Origin of the sequence: Actinomadura barringtoniae (genome assembly GCF_017573505.1) — a bacterium.
GTDB classification, from domain to species: Bacteria; Actinomycetota; Actinomycetes; order Streptosporangiales; family Streptosporangiaceae; genus Spirillospora; species Spirillospora barringtoniae.
Genome location: NZ_JAGEOJ010000012.1, coordinates 1 through 19,746 on the forward strand (window position 1 = coordinate 1; position 19,746 = coordinate 19,746).

18 protein-coding genes are annotated in these 19,746 nt (G+C 72.3%); 7 read left to right on the forward strand and 11 right to left on the reverse strand.

Going from position 1 to position 19,746, the window contains the following annotated elements; genetic code table 11:
• On the reverse strand, window positions 1–1,167 hold a 1,167-nt coding region (locus J4573_RS28035), incomplete at its 3' end, for a serine/threonine-protein kinase (protein WP_243773695.1).
• 265 nt (window positions 1,168–1,432) lie between these two features.
• On the opposite strand from J4573_RS28035, the gene J4573_RS56235 reads away from it, so the two are divergent.
• Window positions 1,433–2,863: a polysaccharide deacetylase family protein gene (locus tag J4573_RS56235; RefSeq protein WP_208258883.1), complete on the forward strand. Its 1,431-nt coding sequence runs from the start codon at window positions 1,433–1,435 to the stop codon at window positions 2,861–2,863.
• A 53-nt stretch (window positions 2,864–2,916) separates the two neighbouring features.
• On the opposite strand, the gene J4573_RS28045 is transcribed toward J4573_RS56235, so the two are convergent.
• The gene (locus J4573_RS28045; RefSeq protein WP_208258884.1) at window positions 2,917–3,846 is read right to left on the reverse strand and encodes a Ppx/GppA family phosphatase; all 930 of its coding nucleotides are present in this window, start codon (window positions 3,844–3,846) and stop codon (window positions 2,917–2,919) included.
• A gap of 206 nt (window positions 3,847–4,052) precedes the next feature.
• Between J4573_RS28045 and J4573_RS28050 the strand changes: the two genes are divergently transcribed.
• Window positions 4,053–4,535 carry a PH domain-containing protein gene (locus J4573_RS28050; protein WP_307796947.1) on the forward strand — a complete coding sequence of 161 codons (483 nt, stop codon included), beginning with the start codon at window positions 4,053–4,055 and terminating at the stop codon, window positions 4,533–4,535.
• 58 nt (window positions 4,536–4,593) lie between these two features.
• Here the strand turns inward: J4573_RS28050 and J4573_RS28055 are convergent, their stop codons facing one another.
• From J4573_RS28055 to J4573_RS28075, 5 genes are all read right to left on the reverse strand, one after another.
• The gene (locus J4573_RS28055; RefSeq protein WP_307796949.1) at window positions 4,594–5,505 is read right to left on the reverse strand and encodes a ribokinase; all 912 of its coding nucleotides are present in this window, start codon (window positions 5,503–5,505) and stop codon (window positions 4,594–4,596) included.
• A 5-nt stretch (window positions 5,506–5,510) separates the two neighbouring features.
• On the reverse strand, window positions 5,511–7,445 hold the full coding sequence (locus J4573_RS28060) for an ABC transporter permease/substrate-binding protein (protein ID WP_208258885.1): 1,935 nt from the start codon (window positions 7,443–7,445) through the stop codon (window positions 5,511–5,513).
• A 71-nt stretch (window positions 7,446–7,516) separates the two neighbouring features.
• Entirely contained in the window at window positions 7,517–9,055 is a 1,539-nt protein-coding gene (locus tag J4573_RS28065; RefSeq protein WP_208258886.1) for a sugar ABC transporter ATP-binding protein, read from the reverse strand.
• On the reverse strand, window positions 9,052–10,071 hold the full coding sequence (locus J4573_RS28070; RefSeq protein ID WP_208258888.1) for a LacI family DNA-binding transcriptional regulator: 1,020 nt from the start codon (window positions 10,069–10,071) through the stop codon (window positions 9,052–9,054). Before J4573_RS28070 ends, J4573_RS28065 begins: the two co-directional genes overlap by 4 nt.
• 121 nt (window positions 10,072–10,192) lie before the next feature.
• A complete protein-coding gene (locus J4573_RS28075) occupies window positions 10,193–10,456 on the reverse strand; it encodes a hypothetical protein (protein ID WP_208258889.1) in 264 nt (87 codons plus the stop codon).
• Window positions 10,457–10,520: 64 nt separating this feature from the next.
• On the opposite strand from J4573_RS28075, the gene J4573_RS28080 reads away from it, so the two are divergent.
• Both J4573_RS28080 and J4573_RS28085 read left to right on the forward strand, forming a co-directional pair.
• Window positions 10,521–11,567: a DUF2293 domain-containing protein gene (locus J4573_RS28080; protein ID WP_307796951.1), complete on the forward strand. Its 1,047-nt coding sequence runs from the start codon at window positions 10,521–10,523 to the stop codon at window positions 11,565–11,567.
• A gap of 79 nt (window positions 11,568–11,646) precedes the next feature.
• Complete coding sequence (locus J4573_RS28085; protein WP_208258890.1) at window positions 11,647–12,282, forward strand: GNAT family N-acetyltransferase; 636 nt, start codon at window positions 11,647–11,649, stop codon at window positions 12,280–12,282.
• Between the two features lie 12 nt (window positions 12,283–12,294).
• Here J4573_RS28085 and J4573_RS28090 read toward each other — a convergent pair whose 3' ends face one another.
• Entirely contained in the window at window positions 12,295–13,434 is a 1,140-nt protein-coding gene (locus J4573_RS28090) for a glycerophosphodiester phosphodiesterase (protein WP_243773696.1), read from the reverse strand.
• Between the two features lie 234 nt (window positions 13,435–13,668).
• Here J4573_RS28090 and J4573_RS28095 point away from each other — a divergent pair, with 234 nt between their 5' ends.
• Complete coding sequence (locus tag J4573_RS28095) at window positions 13,669–15,207, forward strand: alkaline phosphatase D family protein (protein ID WP_208258892.1); 1,539 nt, start codon at window positions 13,669–13,671, stop codon at window positions 15,205–15,207.
• Window positions 15,208–15,230: 23 nt separating this feature from the next.
• Here J4573_RS28095 and J4573_RS28100 read toward each other — a convergent pair whose 3' ends face one another.
• A complete protein-coding gene (locus J4573_RS28100; RefSeq protein ID WP_208258894.1) occupies window positions 15,231–16,670 on the reverse strand; it encodes an FG-GAP-like repeat-containing protein in 1,440 nt (479 codons plus the stop codon).
• A gap of 108 nt (window positions 16,671–16,778) precedes the next feature.
• Entirely contained in the window at window positions 16,779–17,573 is a 795-nt protein-coding gene (locus J4573_RS28105; RefSeq protein ID WP_307796952.1) for an SAM-dependent methyltransferase, read from the reverse strand.
• 222 nt (window positions 17,574–17,795) lie between these two features.
• Between J4573_RS28105 and J4573_RS28110 the strand changes: the two genes are divergently transcribed.
• Window positions 17,796–18,593, forward strand: a complete 798-nt coding sequence (locus tag J4573_RS28110; RefSeq protein WP_307796953.1) for an SAM-dependent methyltransferase — start codon at window positions 17,796–17,798, stop codon at window positions 18,591–18,593.
• Here the strand turns inward: J4573_RS28110 and map are convergent.
• On the reverse strand, window positions 18,583–19,365 hold the full coding sequence (gene map / locus J4573_RS28115; protein ID WP_208258897.1) for a type I methionyl aminopeptidase: 783 nt from the start codon (window positions 19,363–19,365) through the stop codon (window positions 18,583–18,585). The genes J4573_RS28110 and map overlap by 11 nt on opposite strands.
• Window positions 19,366–19,453: 88 nt before the next feature.
• Between map and J4573_RS28120 the strand changes: the two genes are divergently transcribed.
• Window positions 19,454–19,723 (forward strand): helix-turn-helix transcriptional regulator, encoded by a 270-nt coding sequence (locus J4573_RS28120; RefSeq protein WP_208258899.1) that lies wholly within the window; start codon window positions 19,454–19,456, stop codon window positions 19,721–19,723.
• Window positions 19,724–19,746: the final 23 nt, after the last annotated feature.

A 19,746-nucleotide genomic window follows, 5' to 3' on the forward strand; every position in this document is an offset into this window, starting at 1 on the left:
GCCTTGGCCCTGCGCACGTTGATCGGCGGCGCGTTGGTCGCCGTGGGGGTCGGTGCCTCGCCGGTCGGGTGGGGGCTGCTCGTGGAGGCGCTGCTCCGCGGCGGATGGGTCGGTGCCGGGGTCGGGGACTTGTTGGTCGGCCGGGAGTTGCCAGGCCTGCTGGGGGTCTTGGCCTGGCTGCCAGGGTGGGGCGGGCGGGGTGGGGGTACGGACGTAGGCCGCGGGGTCGGTGACGGTCTCGCCCATGGGGGGTTCGCGGCGGCGCGGTGCCGGGGGTGGCGGGGAGGCCCAGGCTTCGCCCAGGTGGGTGGTGACCTCGGCTTCGCCGGAGCCGCCCACCAGGCTCAGGAGGAGGCCTCGGGCGGTGGGGCGGAGCTCGGGTTCCTTGCTGAGGGCGGCGCGGACCAGGGAGGCCAACGGGTCGGTGAGGGCGCCCAGTTCGGGCTGGGCGTGCAGGGCCCGGCCGACCATGATCTGGAAGGAGCCCTGGCCGAAGGGGTTGCGGCCGTTGGCGGCGTAGGCGACCAGGCAGCCCCAGGCGAAGATGTCGACGGCGGGCGAGATGTCCTGGGTGAGGATCTGCTCGGGGGCGATGTAGCCGGGGGTGCCGACGACCTGGCCGGTCTTGGTGTGGGAGGTGGCGGCGTCCAGGGCGCGGGCGATGCCGAAGTCGATGACACGTGGGCCCGAGATGGACAGCAGGACGTTGCTGGGCTTCAGGTCGCGGTGCACCAGGCCGGCGGAGTGGATGGCGACCAGGGCGGCGGCGACGCCGACCGCGACGCCGTGCAGCATGCCCGGGGAGAGCGGGCCGGTCTCGGTGATGTGCTGCAGGAGGGACGGGCCGTCGATGTACTCGGTCACCATGTAGGCGAGGCCGAGGTCCTGGCCGTGGTCGATCACCTGGGCGGTGCAGAACGAGGCGACGCGTTCGGCGTTGGCCATCTCGTCGTGGAAGCGGGACAGGAACGCCCCGTCGCCGGCGAGCTCGGGCCGCACCATCTTGACGGCGACGAGCTGGCCGCCCGGGCCGCGGCCGAGGTAGACGGCGCCCATGCCGCCCTCGCCGATCTTGGCCTCGATCTCGTACGGGCCGACCCGCGTGGGGTCGTCGGGGCTCAGCTCACGCAGAGCCGCCGCGCCCGGCCGTGTACGCCGTTCAGCCAAGGAGATCACTCCAAGCCGCAAGGGGTCGCACCGGCCCGCCACCCGTTCGGCGGCGCGAGTCCCCACCCGTGAGAACACGATCCCAGAGCGGGGCGCGGACCACCAGATGCAAGACAAGGTCAACGTTGGGCCAAGACCCGTCCGATCCAAGGCAAAGGTCCGCCCCGTGTCCGGTTTTGGGCGTTTTAGTCGCCTCTGCGGGCATACGCTGACCAACCAGTCACATCGCTTGACCGTTCACTCACGGACATCGGGGGATGCTTTGGTGATCGCGCGTGTGAAGGGGGTGGCGGCGCTCGCCGCCGCCCTTGTGCTGGGCGCCTGCGCCGATCAGGGGGCGCGCCAGCTGCGGACCGTCGCCGACGTCACCATCGTGCACACGGTCAACCCGTCCACGGTACCGGGGCTCACCACGGTCACCCGAGCCGAGCAGAACGACCGGCGCCACGTGTACGCCTCCTACCCCGAGGTCCCCGGTGCCCGCCCGCTGTCCCGCGCGCTCGCCTCGGCCGTGAACGGCCGGGTGAAGCCGTTCGAGAGGGACGCCGGCCGTGTCCGCCGGCTGCCCGGCGGCGACGTCCCCGAGCTGAACGTCCAGTGGTCCCTCACCGCCGCCGCGCAGGAGGTCGTCGGCGTACGGCTGGTGACCTCGCAGTTCATGGGCGCCTCGGGCGGCGAGACCCGGGAGACCCTCTGGTACGACGGCGTGGCGGGCATGGTGCATCCGGCCGCCGATCTGCTCGACGGCCGGCGCGGGCTGGACGGGATGGTCCGCCAGGTCCGTTCCCGGATCGGGAACGAGGCCAACCCCGGCCAGGTGACCCCGGATCCGCGGATGTTCTCCTCCATCGCCTTCAACGAGGCGGGCGACATGGTCGTGGAGTTCAGCGACTACTCGGTCGCGCCGGGCTCGGCGGGGCGGGTCGCGGTCGCCGTGCCCGGCAGCGCCTATGAGCCGCTGCTGTCCTCGTTCGGCATGCGTGCACGCGACGCCGCCCTGGACACCCAGCCGGGCCTCTCGCTCGGCTCCCCCACCGCCACCCCGGCCCCACGCGGCGACGCGGCACGCCGCCCTCTCCCCCGCACCGACTGCGTCCGGGCCAAGTGCGTCGCGCTCACCTTCGACGACGGGCCGGGCCCCCACACCGGGCGCCTGCTCGACCTGCTCGCCGACGGCCGGGCCCGCGCCACCTTCTTCGTCGTCGGCGACAACGCGGCCGCCCGGACCGACCTGCTGCGCCGCGCCGCCGCCGCGGGACACGAGATCGGCAACCACACCCAGGACCACCGCGACCTCAGCCGCCTGCCCGCGATGCAGGTGACCTCCGACATCCAGCGCACCGAGGAGGTCGTCCGCGACGTCACCGGCCGCTCACCGAAGCTGCTGCGGCCCCCGTACGGCGCCACGAACGCGACCGTCGGCGCCGTCGCCAAGTCCCTCGGCCTCGCCCAGGTCATGTGGAACGTCGCCGTCGCGGACTGGCGCCAGAGCGACGCCCGCGTGATCGCCGACCGCGTCGTCTCGGCCAGCCGCCCCGGCTCGATCGTCGTGCTGCACGACAACCACAAGGTCACCGTGGACGCCGTTCCGCGGATCATCCAGCGGCTCCAGGCCAAGGGCTACACCCTCGCCACCGCCTCCGACCTGCTGGCCGCCCGGCACCCGCAGCCCGGCGGCGCCTACCGGAACGGCTGATCCGCCACCAGAACGGCTGACGCGGCCAGAACGGCCGACCAGGCCGATCCGCCTCAGGTGGTGATCATGTCCAGGCGGCGCAGGATGACGCCCTCGCGCAGCGCCCAGGGGCAGACCTCCAGTTCGGGAAGCTCGAACAGGTCCATGGCCGCGTCGGCGACGATGGCCCCGGCCGGGAGCTGGTGAACGCGGCGCTCGGACACGCCGGGGAGCTCGGCGCGTTCCTCGGCGGTCATCTGCGCCAGCCGCTCGGTCCACTCGGTGAGCGCCGAGTGCTTCAGCACCCGGCGCGCGAACGGGCCCTCCGACGACGGCGCGGCGCCGGCGATGCGGGCGAGCTGCTTGAACGTCTTGGAGGTGGCGACCGCGTGGTCGGGCGGGCCGTACCGCGAGATCTCGCCGACGTGCCGGGCGATCTCGGCCCGCACGTGGCGGCGGAGCTTGCGCACCTCGTCGGGCGAGGGCGGGTCGGAGGGGAACCAGTCGCGGGTGAGGCGCCCGGCGCCGAGGGGGAGCGAGATGGCCGCGTCCGGGTCCTCGTCGATGCCCGCCGCGATCTCCAGCGAGCCGCCGCCGATGTCGACCACCAGCAGCCGCCCCGACGACCAGCCGAACCAGCGCCGCACCGCCAGGAAGGTCAGCTTGGCCTCGTCCGGTCCCGACAGCACGGTGATGTCCGCCTGGGAGCGGCGGCGGATCCGGTCCAGGACCTCTTCACCGTTGGCGGCGTCCCGCACGGCCGAGGTGGCGAACGAGACGAGGTCCTCGACGCCCTTGTCCTCGGCTATCTGCAATGCCTCGTCGACGAAGCTCCCCAGGAGGTCCTCCCCTTCCTGGGAGAGCACGTCGCCGTCTTCCAAATGGGCGGCCAGCCGCAGCTCCGCCTTGTGAGAGAACGCCGGAAGCGGCCGCGCCCCCTGGTGGGCGTCCACCACCAGGAGATGCACCGTGTTCGATCCGACGTCCAGCACACCCAGTCGCATGCCCATGACGCTACCGAATCGCGGCCCGTACAAATGCCGCCGGATCGCCACCAAAGCGCAGCGTAGGCGTCCCAAACCCGGCCCTGCGGCGCCGCGTTCGTACGAAACCACAACCCCGGCGAGCCCTCCGGGAGCCATTCGCACGCCCGGAACACCGGCGAGGCGGGTGGAACGGGCCCTTTCTCCATTCGGATAGCGTGGCGATCGTGAACGAGGAGGAGCCGAACGCGGAGGACCGGGACACCGAGGACCGGGACGCGAAGGACCTGGCGGACCGGGAGGAGCGCCGGTGGCGCGTGCCCGCGCCGCAGATCGCGCTGAAGGTCGCCGCGACCGTGCTGCTGGCGGCGCTGACCGCGATGTCCACCGGTGACGTCCAGGCGCTCGTCCTCGCCGGGGCGGGCACGATCGCCTGCGCCGCGCTGGCGCTGCGCGACCTCCTGGCGCCGGTACGGCTGGCCGCCGATACCGAGGGCCTCACCGTGATCAGCGGGTACGCCGGGCGCCGCCGCATCCCGTGGTCGCAGATCACCGGGCTGCGCATCGACGAGCGCCGCCGCCTGTTCCTGCACACCCGGCTGCTGGAGATCGAGACCGAGGACGACCTCCACATGCTCAGCGCGTTCGACCTCGGGGCCGACGTCCACGACGTCCAGACCGAGCTCGACTCCATCCGCGCCGACGCCTGACCGGTCTGACCTGCCTGACCGGTCTGACCTGTCTGACCTGCCTGACCTGCCTGACCTGTCAGAGCGCGGGCAGGTCCTCCCCCACCGACGGGTAGGAGCTCTGCGCTCCCGGCTTGCGTACGGCCGCGGCGCCCACGCGAGCGGCGAAGCGGGCGGCGTCGGCCAAGGCGTCGCCGCGCGCCAGGCGCAGGCACAGGGCGGCGGTGAACGCGTCGCCCGCGCCAGTGGTGTCGACGGCCTCGACCTTGGGCGAGGGCACCTCGTGCACCCCCGACGAGTCGGCCACCAGCGCGCCCTGCGCCCCGAGCGTGATGACCACCGAACGCGGGCCACGGTCCAGAAGGTCCCGCGCCATCGCCTCCGGAACCCCCGGAGCGCCGTCATGACCGAGCAGGAAGGCGGCCTCGTGCTCGTTCACCACGAGCGGGTCGCACAGCGCCAGCACCTCGTCCGGCACGGCGGCGGCCGGGGACAGGTTGAGCACGACCCGTGCCCCGCCCTCGGCGGCGGCGCGGGCTGCGGCCTCCACGGTCGGCAGCGGGATCTCCAGCTGAAACGACACCACGGCGGCGCCCGCGAGCGCCTCCGCCGGGACGTCGCCGGGCTCCAGGCGGGCGTTGGCTCCGGGCGACACGATGATGCTGTTGTCGCCGTCCGGCCCGACCGTGATCAGCGCGACGCCGCTCGGCCCCCCGCTGACCAGCAGATGGGCGAGGTCGACCCCGGCCTCCTCCAGCGCGGAACGCAGCAGCTCGCCGTGGCCGTCGTCGCCGATCCGGGCCAGGATGCCGACCCGGCCGCCCAGCCGGGCGGCGGCGACGGCCTGGTTGGCGCCCTTGCCGCCCGGATAGGTCGCCAGGTCCGAGCCCAGCACGGTCTCCCCCGGCGCCGGCCGCCGGTCGACGGAGACCACCAGGTCCGCGTTGACCGACCCGACGACGACCACTTCGTGCCCCACGATGCTCCCCACGTCCCTCACGATGTCGCGAACTCGGCGGCGTTCTCCGGCGTCGCGACCTTCACCGGGACCGCGTAGTTCGCCTCGATCTTGTCACCCCGCGCGGCCTTGACCGCGTTCTGTACCGCGATCTGGCCGAGCAGCCGGGGCTGCTGGGCGACCGAGGCGTTCATCGTCCCGGCCTGCACGGCCTTGATCCCGTCGGGGGTCCCGTCGAAGCCGACGACCTTGACCTGCTTGCCCGACTTGCCGCCGAGCGCCTTGACCGCGCCGAGGGCCATCTCGTCGTTCTCGGCGAAGACGCCGGTGATGTCGGGGTGGGCCTGCATGATGTTGGTCGCCACGTCCAGGCCCTTGGTCCGGTCGAAGTCGGCGGGCTGCTTGGCCGCGACCTGGATGCCGGGGAACGCCTTCAGTCCCTCGGCGAACCCCTGGCCGCGCTCGCGCGACGCCGACGTTCCGGCCTGCCCCTGGATCCAGGCGATCTTGCCCTTGCCGCCCATCGCCTTGGCGAGCGCCTGGGCCGCGTCCTTGCCGCCGGCGATGTTGTCGGAGGCGACCAGCTGGGCGACCTGGGCCTTGTTCACGCCGCGGTCGGCGGCCACGACCGGGATCTTCTCCCGGTTGGCGGCCTGGACTGCGGGCGCCGCCGCGTCCGAGTCGACCGGGTTGATGATGATCGCCTTCATGCCCTGGCCCACGTAGTTCTGGACCTGGTTGGTCTGCTGCGAGGCGTCGTTCTGGGCGTCGCCGACGGTGAGGCTCACGCCCTGCCGCTTGGCCTCGGCCTGCGCGCCCTGGCGGAGCTGGACGAAGAACGGGTTGTTGAGCGTGGAGACCGACATCCCGATCTTGAGGTTGCCGCCGCCGCCCGTGCCGCCGGTGCCGTTCACCGCGACGGCGATCGCCAGCGCGGCCGCCGCGGCGACCACCACGCCGCCCCCGGCGTACAGCTGCCGGGGCGAGAACGAGGCGCCGCGCCGCCGCAGGGTGTCCAGGAGCACGGCGAGCGCGATCACGACGCCGATGACGACCTGCTGCCAGAACGCGTTGACCGACAGCAGGTTCAGGCCGTTGCGCAGCACCGCGAGGATGAGCGCGCCGATCAGGGTGCCGAACGCCTTGCCCTTGCCGCCCGACAGGCTCGCCCCGCCGATGACGACGGCGGCGATCGCGTCCAGCTCGTAGCCGGAGGCCGCCTGCGGCTGCGCTGAGGCGAGTCGCGAGGCCAGCACGATCCCGGCGACCGCGGCGAACGCGCCGGACAGCGCGTAGGTGACCAGCTTCTGCCGGGAGACCTTGATGCCCGACAGCCGCGCGGCCTCCTCGTTGCCGCCGATCGCGTACATCGCCCGGCCGCTGTAGGTGCGGGCGAGGATCAGCGCGGTGAGCAGGCCCATCACGATCATGACGATCACCGGGACCGGCAGGTACTCGCCGATGGTGTCGCCGAGGTGGGTGACCGCGTCCGGCAGCCCGATCGGGCTCCCGTCGGAGATCACCAGGGCGAGCCCGCGCGCCACACCGAGCATGGCGAGGGTGGCGATGAACGGCGGCAGTTTCCCGTACGTGATGAGCGCGCCGTTCACCAGGCCCGCGGCGATGCCGACCACGATCGCCAGGATCAGCGCGATCGGCCAGGGCACGCCGCCGTCGGAGGCCGTCCAGGCGAGCACGACCGCCGACAGCGCGGCGACCGCGCCGACCGACAGGTCGATGCCGCCGGTGACGATGACGAACGTGACGCCGAACGCCAGGATGGCGACCACGGCCGCCTGGACGCCGACGTTCAGCAGGTTGGTGACGGTCAGGAAGTCGCCCGACAGCAGCGACAGCGCCACCACCAGGACGACCAGGCCCGCCAGCGCGCCGTTCTCGCCGAGCAGCCGCGCCGCGGTCCGCGCCGCACCGCCCTTCTCGCCGCCGCTGCCGCCCGCGGGCCGCTTGCGCATCGTGTCAGTGCTGCCCGTGGGGGGACGACCCCCCACACCCCCCGAGCCGACTTCGTCGGAATTCGTGGACATCAGGATCCCTCCACCGCGGCCGTGCCGCCCTTCGCCTCGGAGACGGCCAGCGCCATCACCGAGTCCTGCGTCGCCTCGTCGGCACTGAGCTCGCCGGCGAGCCGCCCGCGCGCCATCACCAGCACCCGGTCGCTCATGCCCAGCACCTCGGGGAGGTCGCTGGAGATCATGAGGACGGCGTGCCCGGAGGCCGTGAGCGTGTTGATCAGCTGGTAGATCTCGACCTTGGCGCCGACGTCGATGCCGCGCGTCGGCTCGTCGAGGATGAGCACCTTCGCGTCGGCGAGCAGCCACTTGCCGATCACGATCTTCTGCTGGTTGCCGCCGGAGAGCGTCGCGACCTCCTGCCGCAGGCCGCTCATCCGGACGTTCAGCTTCCCGGCGATGTCGGCGGCGGCGCCGCGCTGCCCGGAACGGTCGACGAACCCGCCGTGGCTCGCCCGGCCGAGCGTGACCAGCCCAAGGTTCTCGCCGACGTCGGCCTCCAGCACCAGGCCCTGGCCCTTGCGGTCCTCGGGCACCAGCCCGACGCCCGCTTCCAGGGCCGCGTGCACGTCGCCCGAACGCAGCCGGCGACCCTCCACGAGCACCTCGCCGCCGTCGTAGCGGTCGGCGCCGAAGATCGCGCGGGCCACCTCGGTGCGGCCCGCGCCGACCAGGCCCGCAAGGCCCACGACCTCGCCCGCGCGGACCTCGAACGAGACGTCCGCGAACGCGCCGTCGCGGCCGAGCCCGCGCACCTGGAGCAGCGCCGCGCCGGCTTCGGAACGTTCCCGTGGGTACTGCTGCTCGATCGAACGCCCGACCATCAGCCGGACCAGTTCGTCCTCGGGGGTGCCCGCGGGCACCTCACCCACCGACCGGCCGTCCCGCAGCACGGTGACGCGGTCGCCGATCCGCGGGATCTCCTCCAGGTGGTGGGTAATGAAGACGATCGCCACGCCGCGCTCGCGCAGCCGCCGGACGATCTCGAAGAGCCTGTCGACCTCGCCGGTCGTGAGCACGGCGGTCGGCTCGTCCATGATGAGCACCCGCGCGTCCTGGCCGAGCGCCTTGGCGATCTCGACCATCTGGCTGCGCGCGATGCCGAGGTCGCCCATCCGCTGGCCGGGCTCGGCGTCCACGCCGGCCCGTTCCAGCAGCTCGCGGGCCTCGCGTTCCATCCGCCGCTTGTCGATCAGGCCGAACTTGCGGGGCTGGCGGCCGAGGAACAGGTTCTCGGCGACCGTCAGCTCGGGTACGAGGTTGAACTCCTGGTAGATGGTCGCGATGCCGAGCCGCTGGGCGTCCTGCGCGGAACGGATCTCGGTCTCCGCGCCGTCCACCACGATCCGGCCGGAGTCGGGGCGGTGCGCGCCCGACAGCGCCTTGATGAGGGTGCTCTTGCCCGCGCCGTTCTCGCCGAGCAGGACATGCACCTCGCCCGGCCGCAGGTCGAAGTCGACCCCGTCCAGGGCCACCACGCCCGGGAAGGTCTTGCGCAGGTCATGGACCCGCAGGATCTCCCGGCCCGCTGAGGACTCCGACTCGTCCGTCATGCCGGACCACTCCCTTCCTTGAACGGCGGTTCGCCGCACGAGCGGCGCACCACCAGCCGAGCCGACAGCACCACCGACCCGACGTCCTGCCCGGCCACCCGTTCGATCAGCGCGCGCACCGACCGCCGCCCGAGCGCCTGAACGGGCTGGGCGATCGCGGTGAGCGGCGGGTCGAGGTGGGTGAACCAGGGCAGGTCGTCGTAGGAGGCCAGGCCGACGTCCGCCGGGATCCGAAGCCCCCGTGCCCGGATCTCGTCGAGTGCGCCCAGCGCCATCAGGTTGTCCCCCGCGACGATCACCTCGGGTGGTTCCCCGAGGTCCAGCAGGCGGGCGGCGCTCGCGCGGCCGCTCGCCGCCTGGAAGTCCCCTGCCTCCAGGTAGTCCTCCCGTACGGCGAGACCGTGCTCGCCGAGCGCCGCGACGAACGCGGCGGTCCGTTCGCGCCCGGTGGACAGCAGCGCCGGGCCGGAGATGAAGGCGAGCCTGCGGTGCCCGAGTGTCCGCAGGTGCCCCACCAGCTCGTTGATCGCCTCGGCCCCGTCCGCGCGCACGGTCGGGACCTCCAGACCCGGAAGCGTGCGGTCGAGGAAGACCAGCGGCTCGCCGCCCGCCACCATGTCCCGCACGAGCGGCGTGATCTCGGCGGTGGGGCACAGCAGCAGGCCGTCCACGCGCTGCTCCAGCAGCGTGCGCACATAGTGGTCCTGGCGGTCGGGGCGTTCGTCGGCGTTGCCGATGACGACCGAATAGCCGAGCGTGCGCGCCTCGTCCTCGACGGCGCGGGCCAGCTCGGTGAAGAACGGGTTGAGGATGTCGCCGATGATCAGGCCGATGGTCCGGGTGGCGTCGGTGCGCAGCGAGCGCGCGACGGCGTTCGGCCGGTAGCCGAGCTCGGCCACGGCGGCCAGCACCCGGGCCCTGGTCGGCTCGGTGACCGCGGCGCTGTCGTTCAGCACGCGCGAGACCGTGGCGACCGACACCCCGGCCAGCCGCGCGACGTCCTTGACGCCGGCCATGGCCACCTCCGCGTTGTAATCGTTTACATCCGTGTGTTTGTAAACGATTACACGAGCCCGGGTAATCCCGCAACCAGCGATCTGTCGCTGCGGCTTAGCTCGGCGGCCTATCTCGGCAGACTCATCTCGGCGACAGCCCGGCCAGGTCCACGACCTCGGCCAGTTCCTCGACGGACGCGTAGTAGCCGCGCCCCACCAGGGCCCCGCCCTTCGTCACCACGAACGCCGTCGTGACGTCTCCCGGGATTCCCGCGAGGTCGGCCCAGACCCGCTGCGCGCCCTCCAGCAGTACCCCGGTGACCCGTAAGCCGCTCGGCCCGGCCCAGCGGACGATCTCCCCCCGATCACTCCCCATGAGATCAACATTACGCTGAGTGATCGTCACGGCTCGCGGGTGGACCCTCGGCATCGGGCCTCGCCCGTCGGTGGTGGCCGATACCGTTGCGCGCGTGAGTGAGGCGCACGAGTCCCGGCTGGCGCACCGGGTGGCCGAGGCCGCCGAGACGGTCCACAAGCGATCCAAGAGCGTGTCGGCGGTCGCCGTGTTCGGCCGCATGGGCTGGCTGACCTCGTCCCGCGTGGACGAGTGGCGCCAGGGCCGGCGCGACCATCTCGAGGCGGTCATGACGGTCCGCGACGACAAGATCGCCGCCGCGCTGCGGGCGCTGCGCGACTGGGCCGAACGACAAGGCCTGGAGCCCAGCGAGACCGCCTACCTGGCCGCGACCCGCGACCACCGCCCGCTGCGGTTCACCGCGCACGGTGACGAGGCGGTCGAACGCGCCTACCGCACGCACTGGATCTCGCCCGACCTCACGCCGGCCCAGCGCGAACGGCTCAACAAGGCCCCCGATCTGGTGGCGATCCTGCCCCTCACCGCCTGGACCTGCGCGAGCTGCCACGGCACCGGCGAGTTCTACGTGCTGGAGGAGGACGCGCCGATCTGCCTCACCTGCTCAGACATGGATCACCTGGTCTTCCTGCCCTCCGGCGACGCCGCGCTCAGCCGCCGAGCCAAGAAGGAGAGCGGCCTGTCGGCGGTGGTGAAGCAGCTCAACAAGCGGCGCAAGCGCTACGAGCGGCGCGGTGTGCTGGTCGAGGAGGCCGCGCTCGAACGCGCCGAGGAGCAGTGCCTGGCCGACGAGGACCTGCGGGCCCGCCGCCGCGAACGCGAGCGTGAACGCCGCGACCAGCAGGACGTGGAGTTCCAGAAGCGCATGGCGGCCGAAGTCCTGCGGCTGTTCCCCGGCTGCCCGCCCGAGCGCGCCGAGGAGATCGCCCACCACGCGGGGGTGCGCGGCAGCGGCCGGGTGGGCCGTTCGGCGGCCGGGCGCGACCTGGAGGCGAACGCCGTCACGCTGGCCGTCGCCGCCTCCGTCCGGCACCTGGACACCGACTACGACCAGCAGCTGATGTCCGGGGTGCCGCGCCGCCAGGCCCGCGACAACATCCGCGCCAGGATGGACGCCGTCCTCGCCTCCTGGCGTTCTGCGTGACCGGCCTCCTGGCGTTCTGCGCGAGAGCCTCCCGGCGTTCTCCTTGACGGCCGATGAGCCACCTGACGAAGATCTCGTCATGGCCCCAACACCCCGGCCCCTTCCGGCGGTCCGTCCGGTCGCCCGTCCCGACGTCGCCGATGTCGCCGCGGCACTGGCCCGCGCCTTCGAGGACGACCCCGTCATGATGTTCCTGCTGCCCGACGAGGTGTCCCGGCTGCGCAGGCTGACCGCGATGTTCTCGATCCTCACCAAGCACGTGCACCTGAAGCACGAGGGCAGCGAGGTCGGTCTCCGCGACGGCACGATCGCCGCCGGGGCGCTGTGGGATCCGCCCGGTCACTGGCGCGTGCCGCTGACCAGCCAGCTCCGGCAGGCCATCCCGCTGGTCCGCGCGTTCGGCACCCGGCTGCCGACCATCCTGCGCGCGCTGGGCACCATCGAGCAGGATCATCCCAAGGAGCACCACTGGTACCTGGCGACGCTCGGCACCGACCCGTCGGCGCAGGGTCTCGGCCTGGGCGGCGCGCTCCTGCGCTCCCGGCTCGATCGCTGCGACGAGGAGGGCGTGCCCGCCTACCTGGAGTCCTCCAAGGAGAGCAACATACCCTACTACGAGCGGTTCGGCTTCAAGGTGACGGGCGAGCTCCAGCTGCCCGGTGCCGGGGCCCCGCCGGTATGGCCGATGTGGCGGGACCCCGACCGCAAGCTCTGAAAGCCCTCAGCCTTACTTGCCGCCCTGGAACTCCTTGCGAGCGATGACGGCGGTGTCGGAGTTGTCGCTGAACACCGCGTCCAGGCCCGCCTTGAAGAAGATGCCGTACTCGGTGAGCGCCTGGCCGTAGTCGCCGTTGGCCGTGCCGTTCCTGAGGTCAGTCGGCAGGAACTGGTTCTCATTGCGGAACGTCCAGGAGATGACCTTCAGCCCGGCGGCGTGCGCGTCCTTCACCAGCGGGGTCGGTGTGCCCAGGCTGCCGTCGCTCTTCAGCGGGATGACGCGGGCCTTCTCCGGGCCGATCCAGTCGGCGTACTTGGCGATGTCCTTGAGCCCGGAGGGCTTCACCATGTCGTCGTAGGTCGGGCCCTTGCCGTTCGCGACGGTGTCGTAGGGCGAGCCGGTCGTGATGGCCTGCATGGCGGGCACGCACAGGCTCTTGTGCAGGATCTGCAGGCTGGTCGGCTCGAACGACTGCACGATGGCGCGGCCGTCGTGGTGGTCCAGGCCGTTGCGCTTGAGCGTCGCGATGAGGGTCGGCTCCAGCGGGTGCCCGATCGAGCGGAAGTACGTGGGGTGCTTGGTCTCGGGGAAGACGCCGATGCGGCGGTGGTAGGTCCGGCTCAGCTGCTTGGACAGGTCGATGACCTCCTGCAGCGTCGGGATCTGGTAGCGCCCGTTGTAGAGGGTGTTGTGCTGGCGGATGTCGGGCAGGCGCTCGACCGCGCGCAGCGTCTTCAGCTCGGCGAGCGTGAAGTCCTCGGTGAACCAGCCGGTGACCTTGGCGCCGTCGATGGTCTTGGTGGTCTTGCGGCCGGCGAACTCGGGGTGCTTGGAGACGTCGGTGGTGCCGCCGATCTCGTTCTCGTGCCGGGCGACGAGCTGGCCGTCCTTGGTCGGGACCAGGTCGGGCTCGATGTAGTCGGCGCCGAGTTGCGCGGCCAGTTCGTACGAGGCGATGGTGTGCTCGGGCCGGTAGCCGGCGGCGCCGCGGTGCCCGACGACGATGATGCCGTGCGAGGCGCGTTCGCCCGCGCTCCGCGCCGAGGCCTGTGCCGATCCCACAACGGCCATCATGGGCAGCAGCACGGCGCCGGCCGCCAGAATCGCCGCTTTCGCGCGGCCCTTCCCCGTGCGCGCTCGGGTGACCATGGTTGCTCCTCTCGACGCGGGTCCCGGGCGGACCACCGCAGCCCGGAAGCTATCGAGCGGCCGCTACCCCGGCCAGGACCCGGCCGATGACGGCCCGGTCAAGGTTGATCGGCGATCCGGTGAACGCGCGGGGCACGCGGCGGACTCGAACGCACCCTTAACTAGCCGTTGCATTCGTTGTCGTGCGCGGCTTCCACGGGCCTCAACCGCAGCGCCTGCACTTGAGGTGTGGACGTGACCCGCAGGAGCTTCCTCGCCACCTCCGGCCTCGCCGGCGTGGCTCCCCTGACGAACCGGACGGGCCGCGTGAGCGCCGCCCGGCCCGACCCCTTCGAACTCGGCGTCGCCTCCGGCGATCCGGCGCCCGACGGCGTGGTGCTGTGGACCCGGCTGGCGCCGCGGCCGCTTGCCGACGACGGGCTCGGCGGCATGCCGGGCGGCGACGTCACCGTCGAGTGGCAGGTCGCCGAGGACCAGCGCTTCGCCCGCGTGGTGCGGTCGGGCCGCAGCATCACCAGGCGCGCGGACGGCGGCAGCGTGCACGTCGAGGTGAATGGGCTGCGCCCCGGCGCGGAGTACTTCTACCGCTTCAAGGCCGCCGGCCACCTGTCCCCCATCGGCCGTACGCGCACGGCGCCCGCTCCCGGCGTGGCCGCTCCCTTCACCTTCGCGGCGGCCTCGTGCGCCTACTACGAGCACGGCTACTTCACCGCGTACCGGCGGATGGCCGACCAGCACCCCGACCTGATGATCCACGTCGGCGACTACATCTACGAGGACTCGGCGGGCGACGACGAGCCCGTCAAGATCGTTCGGCGGCACGCGGGCGGCACCTGCCTGACGCTCGCCGACTTCCGCCGCCGCCACGCGCAGTACCGCACCGACCCGGACCTTCAGGCCGCGCACGCGATGGCGCCCTGGGCGGTCACCCTCGACGACCACGAGGTGGAGAACAACTGGGCGGGCAGCCACTCCGGCAAGCCCGACATCCCTGGGTTCGCGGCGCGCAAGCGGGCCGCCTTCCGCGCGTACTACGAGAACATGCCCCTGCGGAGGCCGGCCCTGCAGCCGAACGGGCGGCTCCGGCTCACCCGGCGGATCCCCTGGGGCTCGCTGACCAACGTCCACATGCTCGACACCCGCCAGTTCCGCTCCGACCAGCCCTGCGAGGACGGGCTGCGCACCGGCTGCGACGAACGCATGGACAGCAAGCGGGTCATGGTCGGCGCGGCGGAACTGCGGTGGCTGAACGACGGGCTGCGCTCCTCGCGCGCGACATGGAACGTTCTCGCGCAGCAGGTCTTCCTCGCCCAGCGCGACCACCGGCTCGGCCCGGGCCTGGAGATGGCGCTGGACGGGTGGGACGGCTACGCGGCCGACCGCGCCAGGCTGATCAGCGGGCTCATGGCGTCCGGCGCGCGCAACCCGGTGGTGCTCACCGGTGACGTGCACGTCGCGCACGCCAACGACCTGCTGACCGACTTCGACGACCCGGACTCGGCGCGCGTCGGCGTCGAGCTGGTCACCACGTCGATCTCCAGCGACGGCGACGGCTACAACGACCCGGTGTCCAACGCGGCGATCCGCACGGAGAACCCGCACATCGCCTACATCGATCAGCGCCGCGGTTACGTGCTCTGCAAGGCCGACGCCACGCAGATGCGGGCGGAGTTCCACACGCTCCCGTACATCAGCCGCAAGGGCGCGCCCGACAGCGTGAGCGCCGTCTTCACCATCGCCGACGGCGCCCGCTCCCTGGGCCGCACGACCTGAGAGCCGATCGCACGACCTGACGGTCAGCCGATCGAGTAGCCGGTCAGGCCGCCACCCTGCAGGTTCAGGGTGCGGCCGACGGTCACGGCGCCGGTGAAGCCGAACGCGCCGGGCGACCCGATCAGCAGGTCGCTGGACCGCCCCTGCCCGAAGTGCCGGATCGCGACCGCCCAGCCGAACTGCACCTGCGAGCCGAACGGCGAGGTGAGCATCGACCCGCCCTTGGCCGCCAGGCCCTGGTGGCGGACGCCCTTCAACACCCGTACGGCGGCGCGTCCCGGGGCGCCGATCGCGATGTCGGGCACGTGGTCGCCGTTGAGGTCACCGGCGGCGATCGCTGCGCCGAAGTGGTCGTACTTGCCGCCGCTGCTCCAGGTGCGGCCGATCTGCCGCATCGACGGACCGGCGAGGATCTGCACCGCTCCCTGGCTGTAGGCGGCGGGCGCGTCGCCGGAGTTCTCGCCGGGCGAGCCGACCGCCACGTCCGCGCGGCCGTCCCCGTCGAAGTCGGCGACCGCGAGGGCCGCGCCGAACCGGTCGAGCCGTTCGGGCGTGCCGCCGACCCCGGCCTCGTCCTGCGACACGTAGTCGGCGGAGCGTTCCACCGGGTCCACGATCGTGATGGAGCCCTGCGTTTTCAGGCCGTCACCCGGCGCGCCGACCGCGAGCTCGGCCCGCTTGTCGCCGTCGAAGTCGCCCGCAGCCAGCACCGATCCGAAGGAGTCGGTCTCGGCCGCGTGCTGCCCGACCCAGCTCGTGCGCTCGGTGACCAGCGGCCCCGGGCGCAGCGTACGGCCGTGCAGCCCGAAGACGGCCACGCCGCCGCCACCGGTCAGCCCCGGCGCGCCCACGGCCAGCTCGGCGTCGCCGTCGTGGTCCAGGTCGGCCGCGACCAGCGCCGCACCGAACCGGTCCGTCCCGTACCCGCCCTTGAGCGCCTTCACGGTGAGCACCTGGCCGGGCCGCAGGCCGTTCGGCGAGCCCATGTAGATCTGCACCGCGCCGTTGCCCTCGGCACCGGGACGCCGCACGCCGAAGACCTGGTCCGGCACGCCGACGGCGAGGTCGGCGCAGTGGTCGCGGTTGAAGTCGCCGACGGCGAGCGAGGCCCCGAATCCGGCACCGGCCTGGCCACCGCCCGGCTGGTTGAGCCAGGTCACGGGTCCGGCGGGCGCCGCGTGCCGGTCGCCGTAGCGGACGGCGACCGCCCCGGCCCGCCTGCGGCCGTCGACGCGCGCGTACGGGGCGCCGACGGCGAGGTCGGCGAGCCCGTCGCCGTTGAAGTCGGACGGCGCCGAGCCATGGCAGGGCGCCTTGATGACGCCGGGCGCGGCCGCCTGCCGAACGGTCATCGGAGCGGGCGCGGCGTCCGGCGCTGCCGCGAGAAGCGGCGCGGACGGGCCGGGAATCGTGATGAGGGCTACGAGCGGGGACAGCCGCCATGCGGCGCGGGAGCTGCTCACACCCGCAAGGTCCCCGGCGCATGGAACCTCCGGAAACCGCCGGATTGACCGACGAGTGAATTTACGGCTTCCGTGCCCACGGCTTCCGTGCCCTACGGCTTCCGTGCCCTACGGCTTCCGTGCGACGGCGCCCCACATCGCCGTCGCCGTGCCCGGCTCGGGAACGTCAGGATCTGGCCGCCACTCCTGGGCCGGGACGACGCCGGGCTCGACCAGTTCCAGCCCGTCGCAGAACGCCTGGACCTGCTCGCGGCGGCGGAAGGTGACCTTCATTCCCATCGACTTGGTCAGCGACGCCTCCGCCTTGGCCGAGTACTCGGGGACCTGGTCGATCGCGGGATGGGAGATCGCGAGATGGCTGCCCGCCGGGACCGCGTCCAGCAGCGCGTCCACGATGCCCTTCGGGTCGTCCTCGTCGGGGATGCAGTGCAGGATCGCGATCAGCATGATCCCGACCGGCTTGCTCAGGTCGAGGGTCTTCGCGGCCGTCTCGAGGATCGCGCCGACCTCGCGCGCGTCGGCCTCCAGGTAGTCGACGGTCCCGGTGGCGCTGGTGAGCAGCGCGTGCGCGTGGGCCAGCACGATCGGGTCGTTGTCGACGTAGACGACGCGGGCGTCGGGGTCGATGGCCTGCGCGACCTCGTGGGTGTTGTTCGAGGCCGGGATGCCGGTCCCCAGATCGAGGAACTGCCGTACGCCCTGGTCGGCCATGTAACGCACCGCGCGGCCGAGGAAGCGGCGGTTGGCGCGCACCCCGGGCAGCACGGCGGGCGTGGCCTCGATGACCTTCTCCGCCGCCTCCCGGTCGGCGGCGAAGTTGTCCTTGCCGCCCAGCCAGTAGTCATAGATGCGCGCGATGTGCGGTGTGCTCGCGTCGATCCTGTCGGCCCGCTCCTCCGCCACGGCCGTTACCTCCCGTTCGCCCCGGTATCGACGCAAGCCTAAAGCGCACGCCCCCGTCCGGCGCAGGAAAACGATCAATCGGCCGCAGGGGCCGGTCACGGCCACCGGCATGGGCCCCGAACTGGGCGGTCTCGGCTCGGCTAGATCTCGATCTTCCGGGAAAGTAACGCGCCCGCGCCCGAAAAGGGCAGAATGACCCATGGGTCAGCCGGGAGGTGAACAGTGAGCGACGAACGCCGGGAGCCCAACTTCGACGTGTCCGTGCCCAACATCGCCCGGATGTACGACTACTGGCTGGGCGGCAAGGACAACTACGCGGCCGACCGCAAGGCCGCCGAGCAGATCGTCGAGATCTCGCACGGCTGGATCCGCCACGACGCGCGGCTCAACCGGGCCTTCCTGGGCCGGGCGGTGCGCACGATGGCGGCGGCGGGCGTACGGCAGTTCCTCGATCTCGGGTCGGGACTGCCCACCAAGGAGAACGTGCACGAGGTCGCCCGCGGCGTCGACCCGGGCGCGCGCGTGGTCTACGTCGACTACGACCCGATCGTGACCGCGCACGGGCAGGCGCTGCTCGCCCGGTCCGAGGGCGTCGGCTTCGTTCAGGCGGACGTGCGCGAGCCCGAGGCGATCCTGGCGCACGAGACCGTCAAGGAGCTCATCGATTTCAGCCGGCCCGTCGGCCTGCTCGCCGTGGCGGTCCTGCACTTCGTCTCCGACGAGGAGGACCCCTGGTCGATCCTGGAGCGGCTGCGGAGCCCGCTGGTCTCGGGCAGCTTCCTGGCCGTCTCGCACCTGGAGAAGGACTCCTACCCCAAGATCATCGACCAGTCCAAAGAGGTCTACAAGACCACCAGCTCCGGGTTCGCGGTCCGCGACCGGGACGAGATCGGGCGGATGTTCGAGGGGTTCGAGCTGCTGTCGCCCGGCCTCACCCACCCGGCCAAGTGGCGCCCCGACGACCCGATCGAGACCGCCGAGACGTTCGCCCGCCTGGTCGGCGTCGGCGTCATGCCCTAGCTTCCGATTCACGCCGGGTGAGCACCAGCGGCTCGTCCTCGGTGATGGCGACCGTGTGCTCGGAGTGGGCCGTACGCGAGCCGTCTGCCGACCGGATGGTCCAGCCGTCGGGGTCGTAGACGATCCGGTCGGTCGTCCGCGCGAACCAGGGTTCGATCGCCAGCGTCAGCCCCGGCCGCAGCTTCAGGCCGCGCCCCGCCCGGCCCCGGTTCGACACGTGCGGCGCCTCGTGCATGGTGCGGCCGATGCCGTGACCGCCGAACTCGTCGTTCACCGGGTAGCCATGGCCGCTGGCCACCGCCCAGATCGCCGCCGAGATGTCGCCCAGGCGATTGCCCGGACGCGCCGTGTCGATCGCGGCCTCCAGCGCCTCCTGGGTGGCACGGACGATCCGCAGGTCCTCCTCCTCGGCCGTTCCGACGATGACCGTGCGCGCCGAGTCGGCCGCCCAGCCGTCGATGCTGACCGCGATGTCCGTGCTGAGCACGTCCCCGTCGCGCAGCACGTAGTCATGGGGCAGGCCGTGCAGGACGGCGTCGTTGACCGACAGGCAGATGACGTTGCGGAACGGTCCACGCCCGAAGGACGGCGCGTAGTCCCAGTAACACGACTCCGCGCCCCGCTGTTTGATCATGCCGCGCGCGTGGTGCTCCAGCTCCAGCAGGTTGACGCCCACGTCGGCGAGCCGGCCGACCTCCGAGAGCACCTCGGCGACGAACCGCCCGGCCACGTGCATCCGCTCGACCTCGGCGGGCGTCTTCAGTTCGATCACGAGTACCTCACGTACGGGAAGTTGCTGGTATTTCTATACCGACTCTAGCACCTTGACGGTATAGAAATACCAGCCCTACCCTGAGGCCATGGTCCGCCACCCGCTCACGCCCGAGCAGATCGAAGCCGGCAGGCGCCTCGGCGCCCTGCTGCGCCACGCACGGGCGGAACGCGATCTCGCGGAGGTCGCGCAGGCGGCCGGCATCTCCCCCGAGACCCTGCGCAAGATCGAGACCGGCCGCCTCCCCTCCCCCGGCTTCGGCACGATCGTCCGCCTGGGCGAGGCACTTGACGTGCCGGTCCAAGACCTGGCAGCCACCTGGCGCGGCGGCGAGCTCCCCCTGGAAGCCGCCTCCTAGCCGCCCGTCCTTCGCCTCCCGCG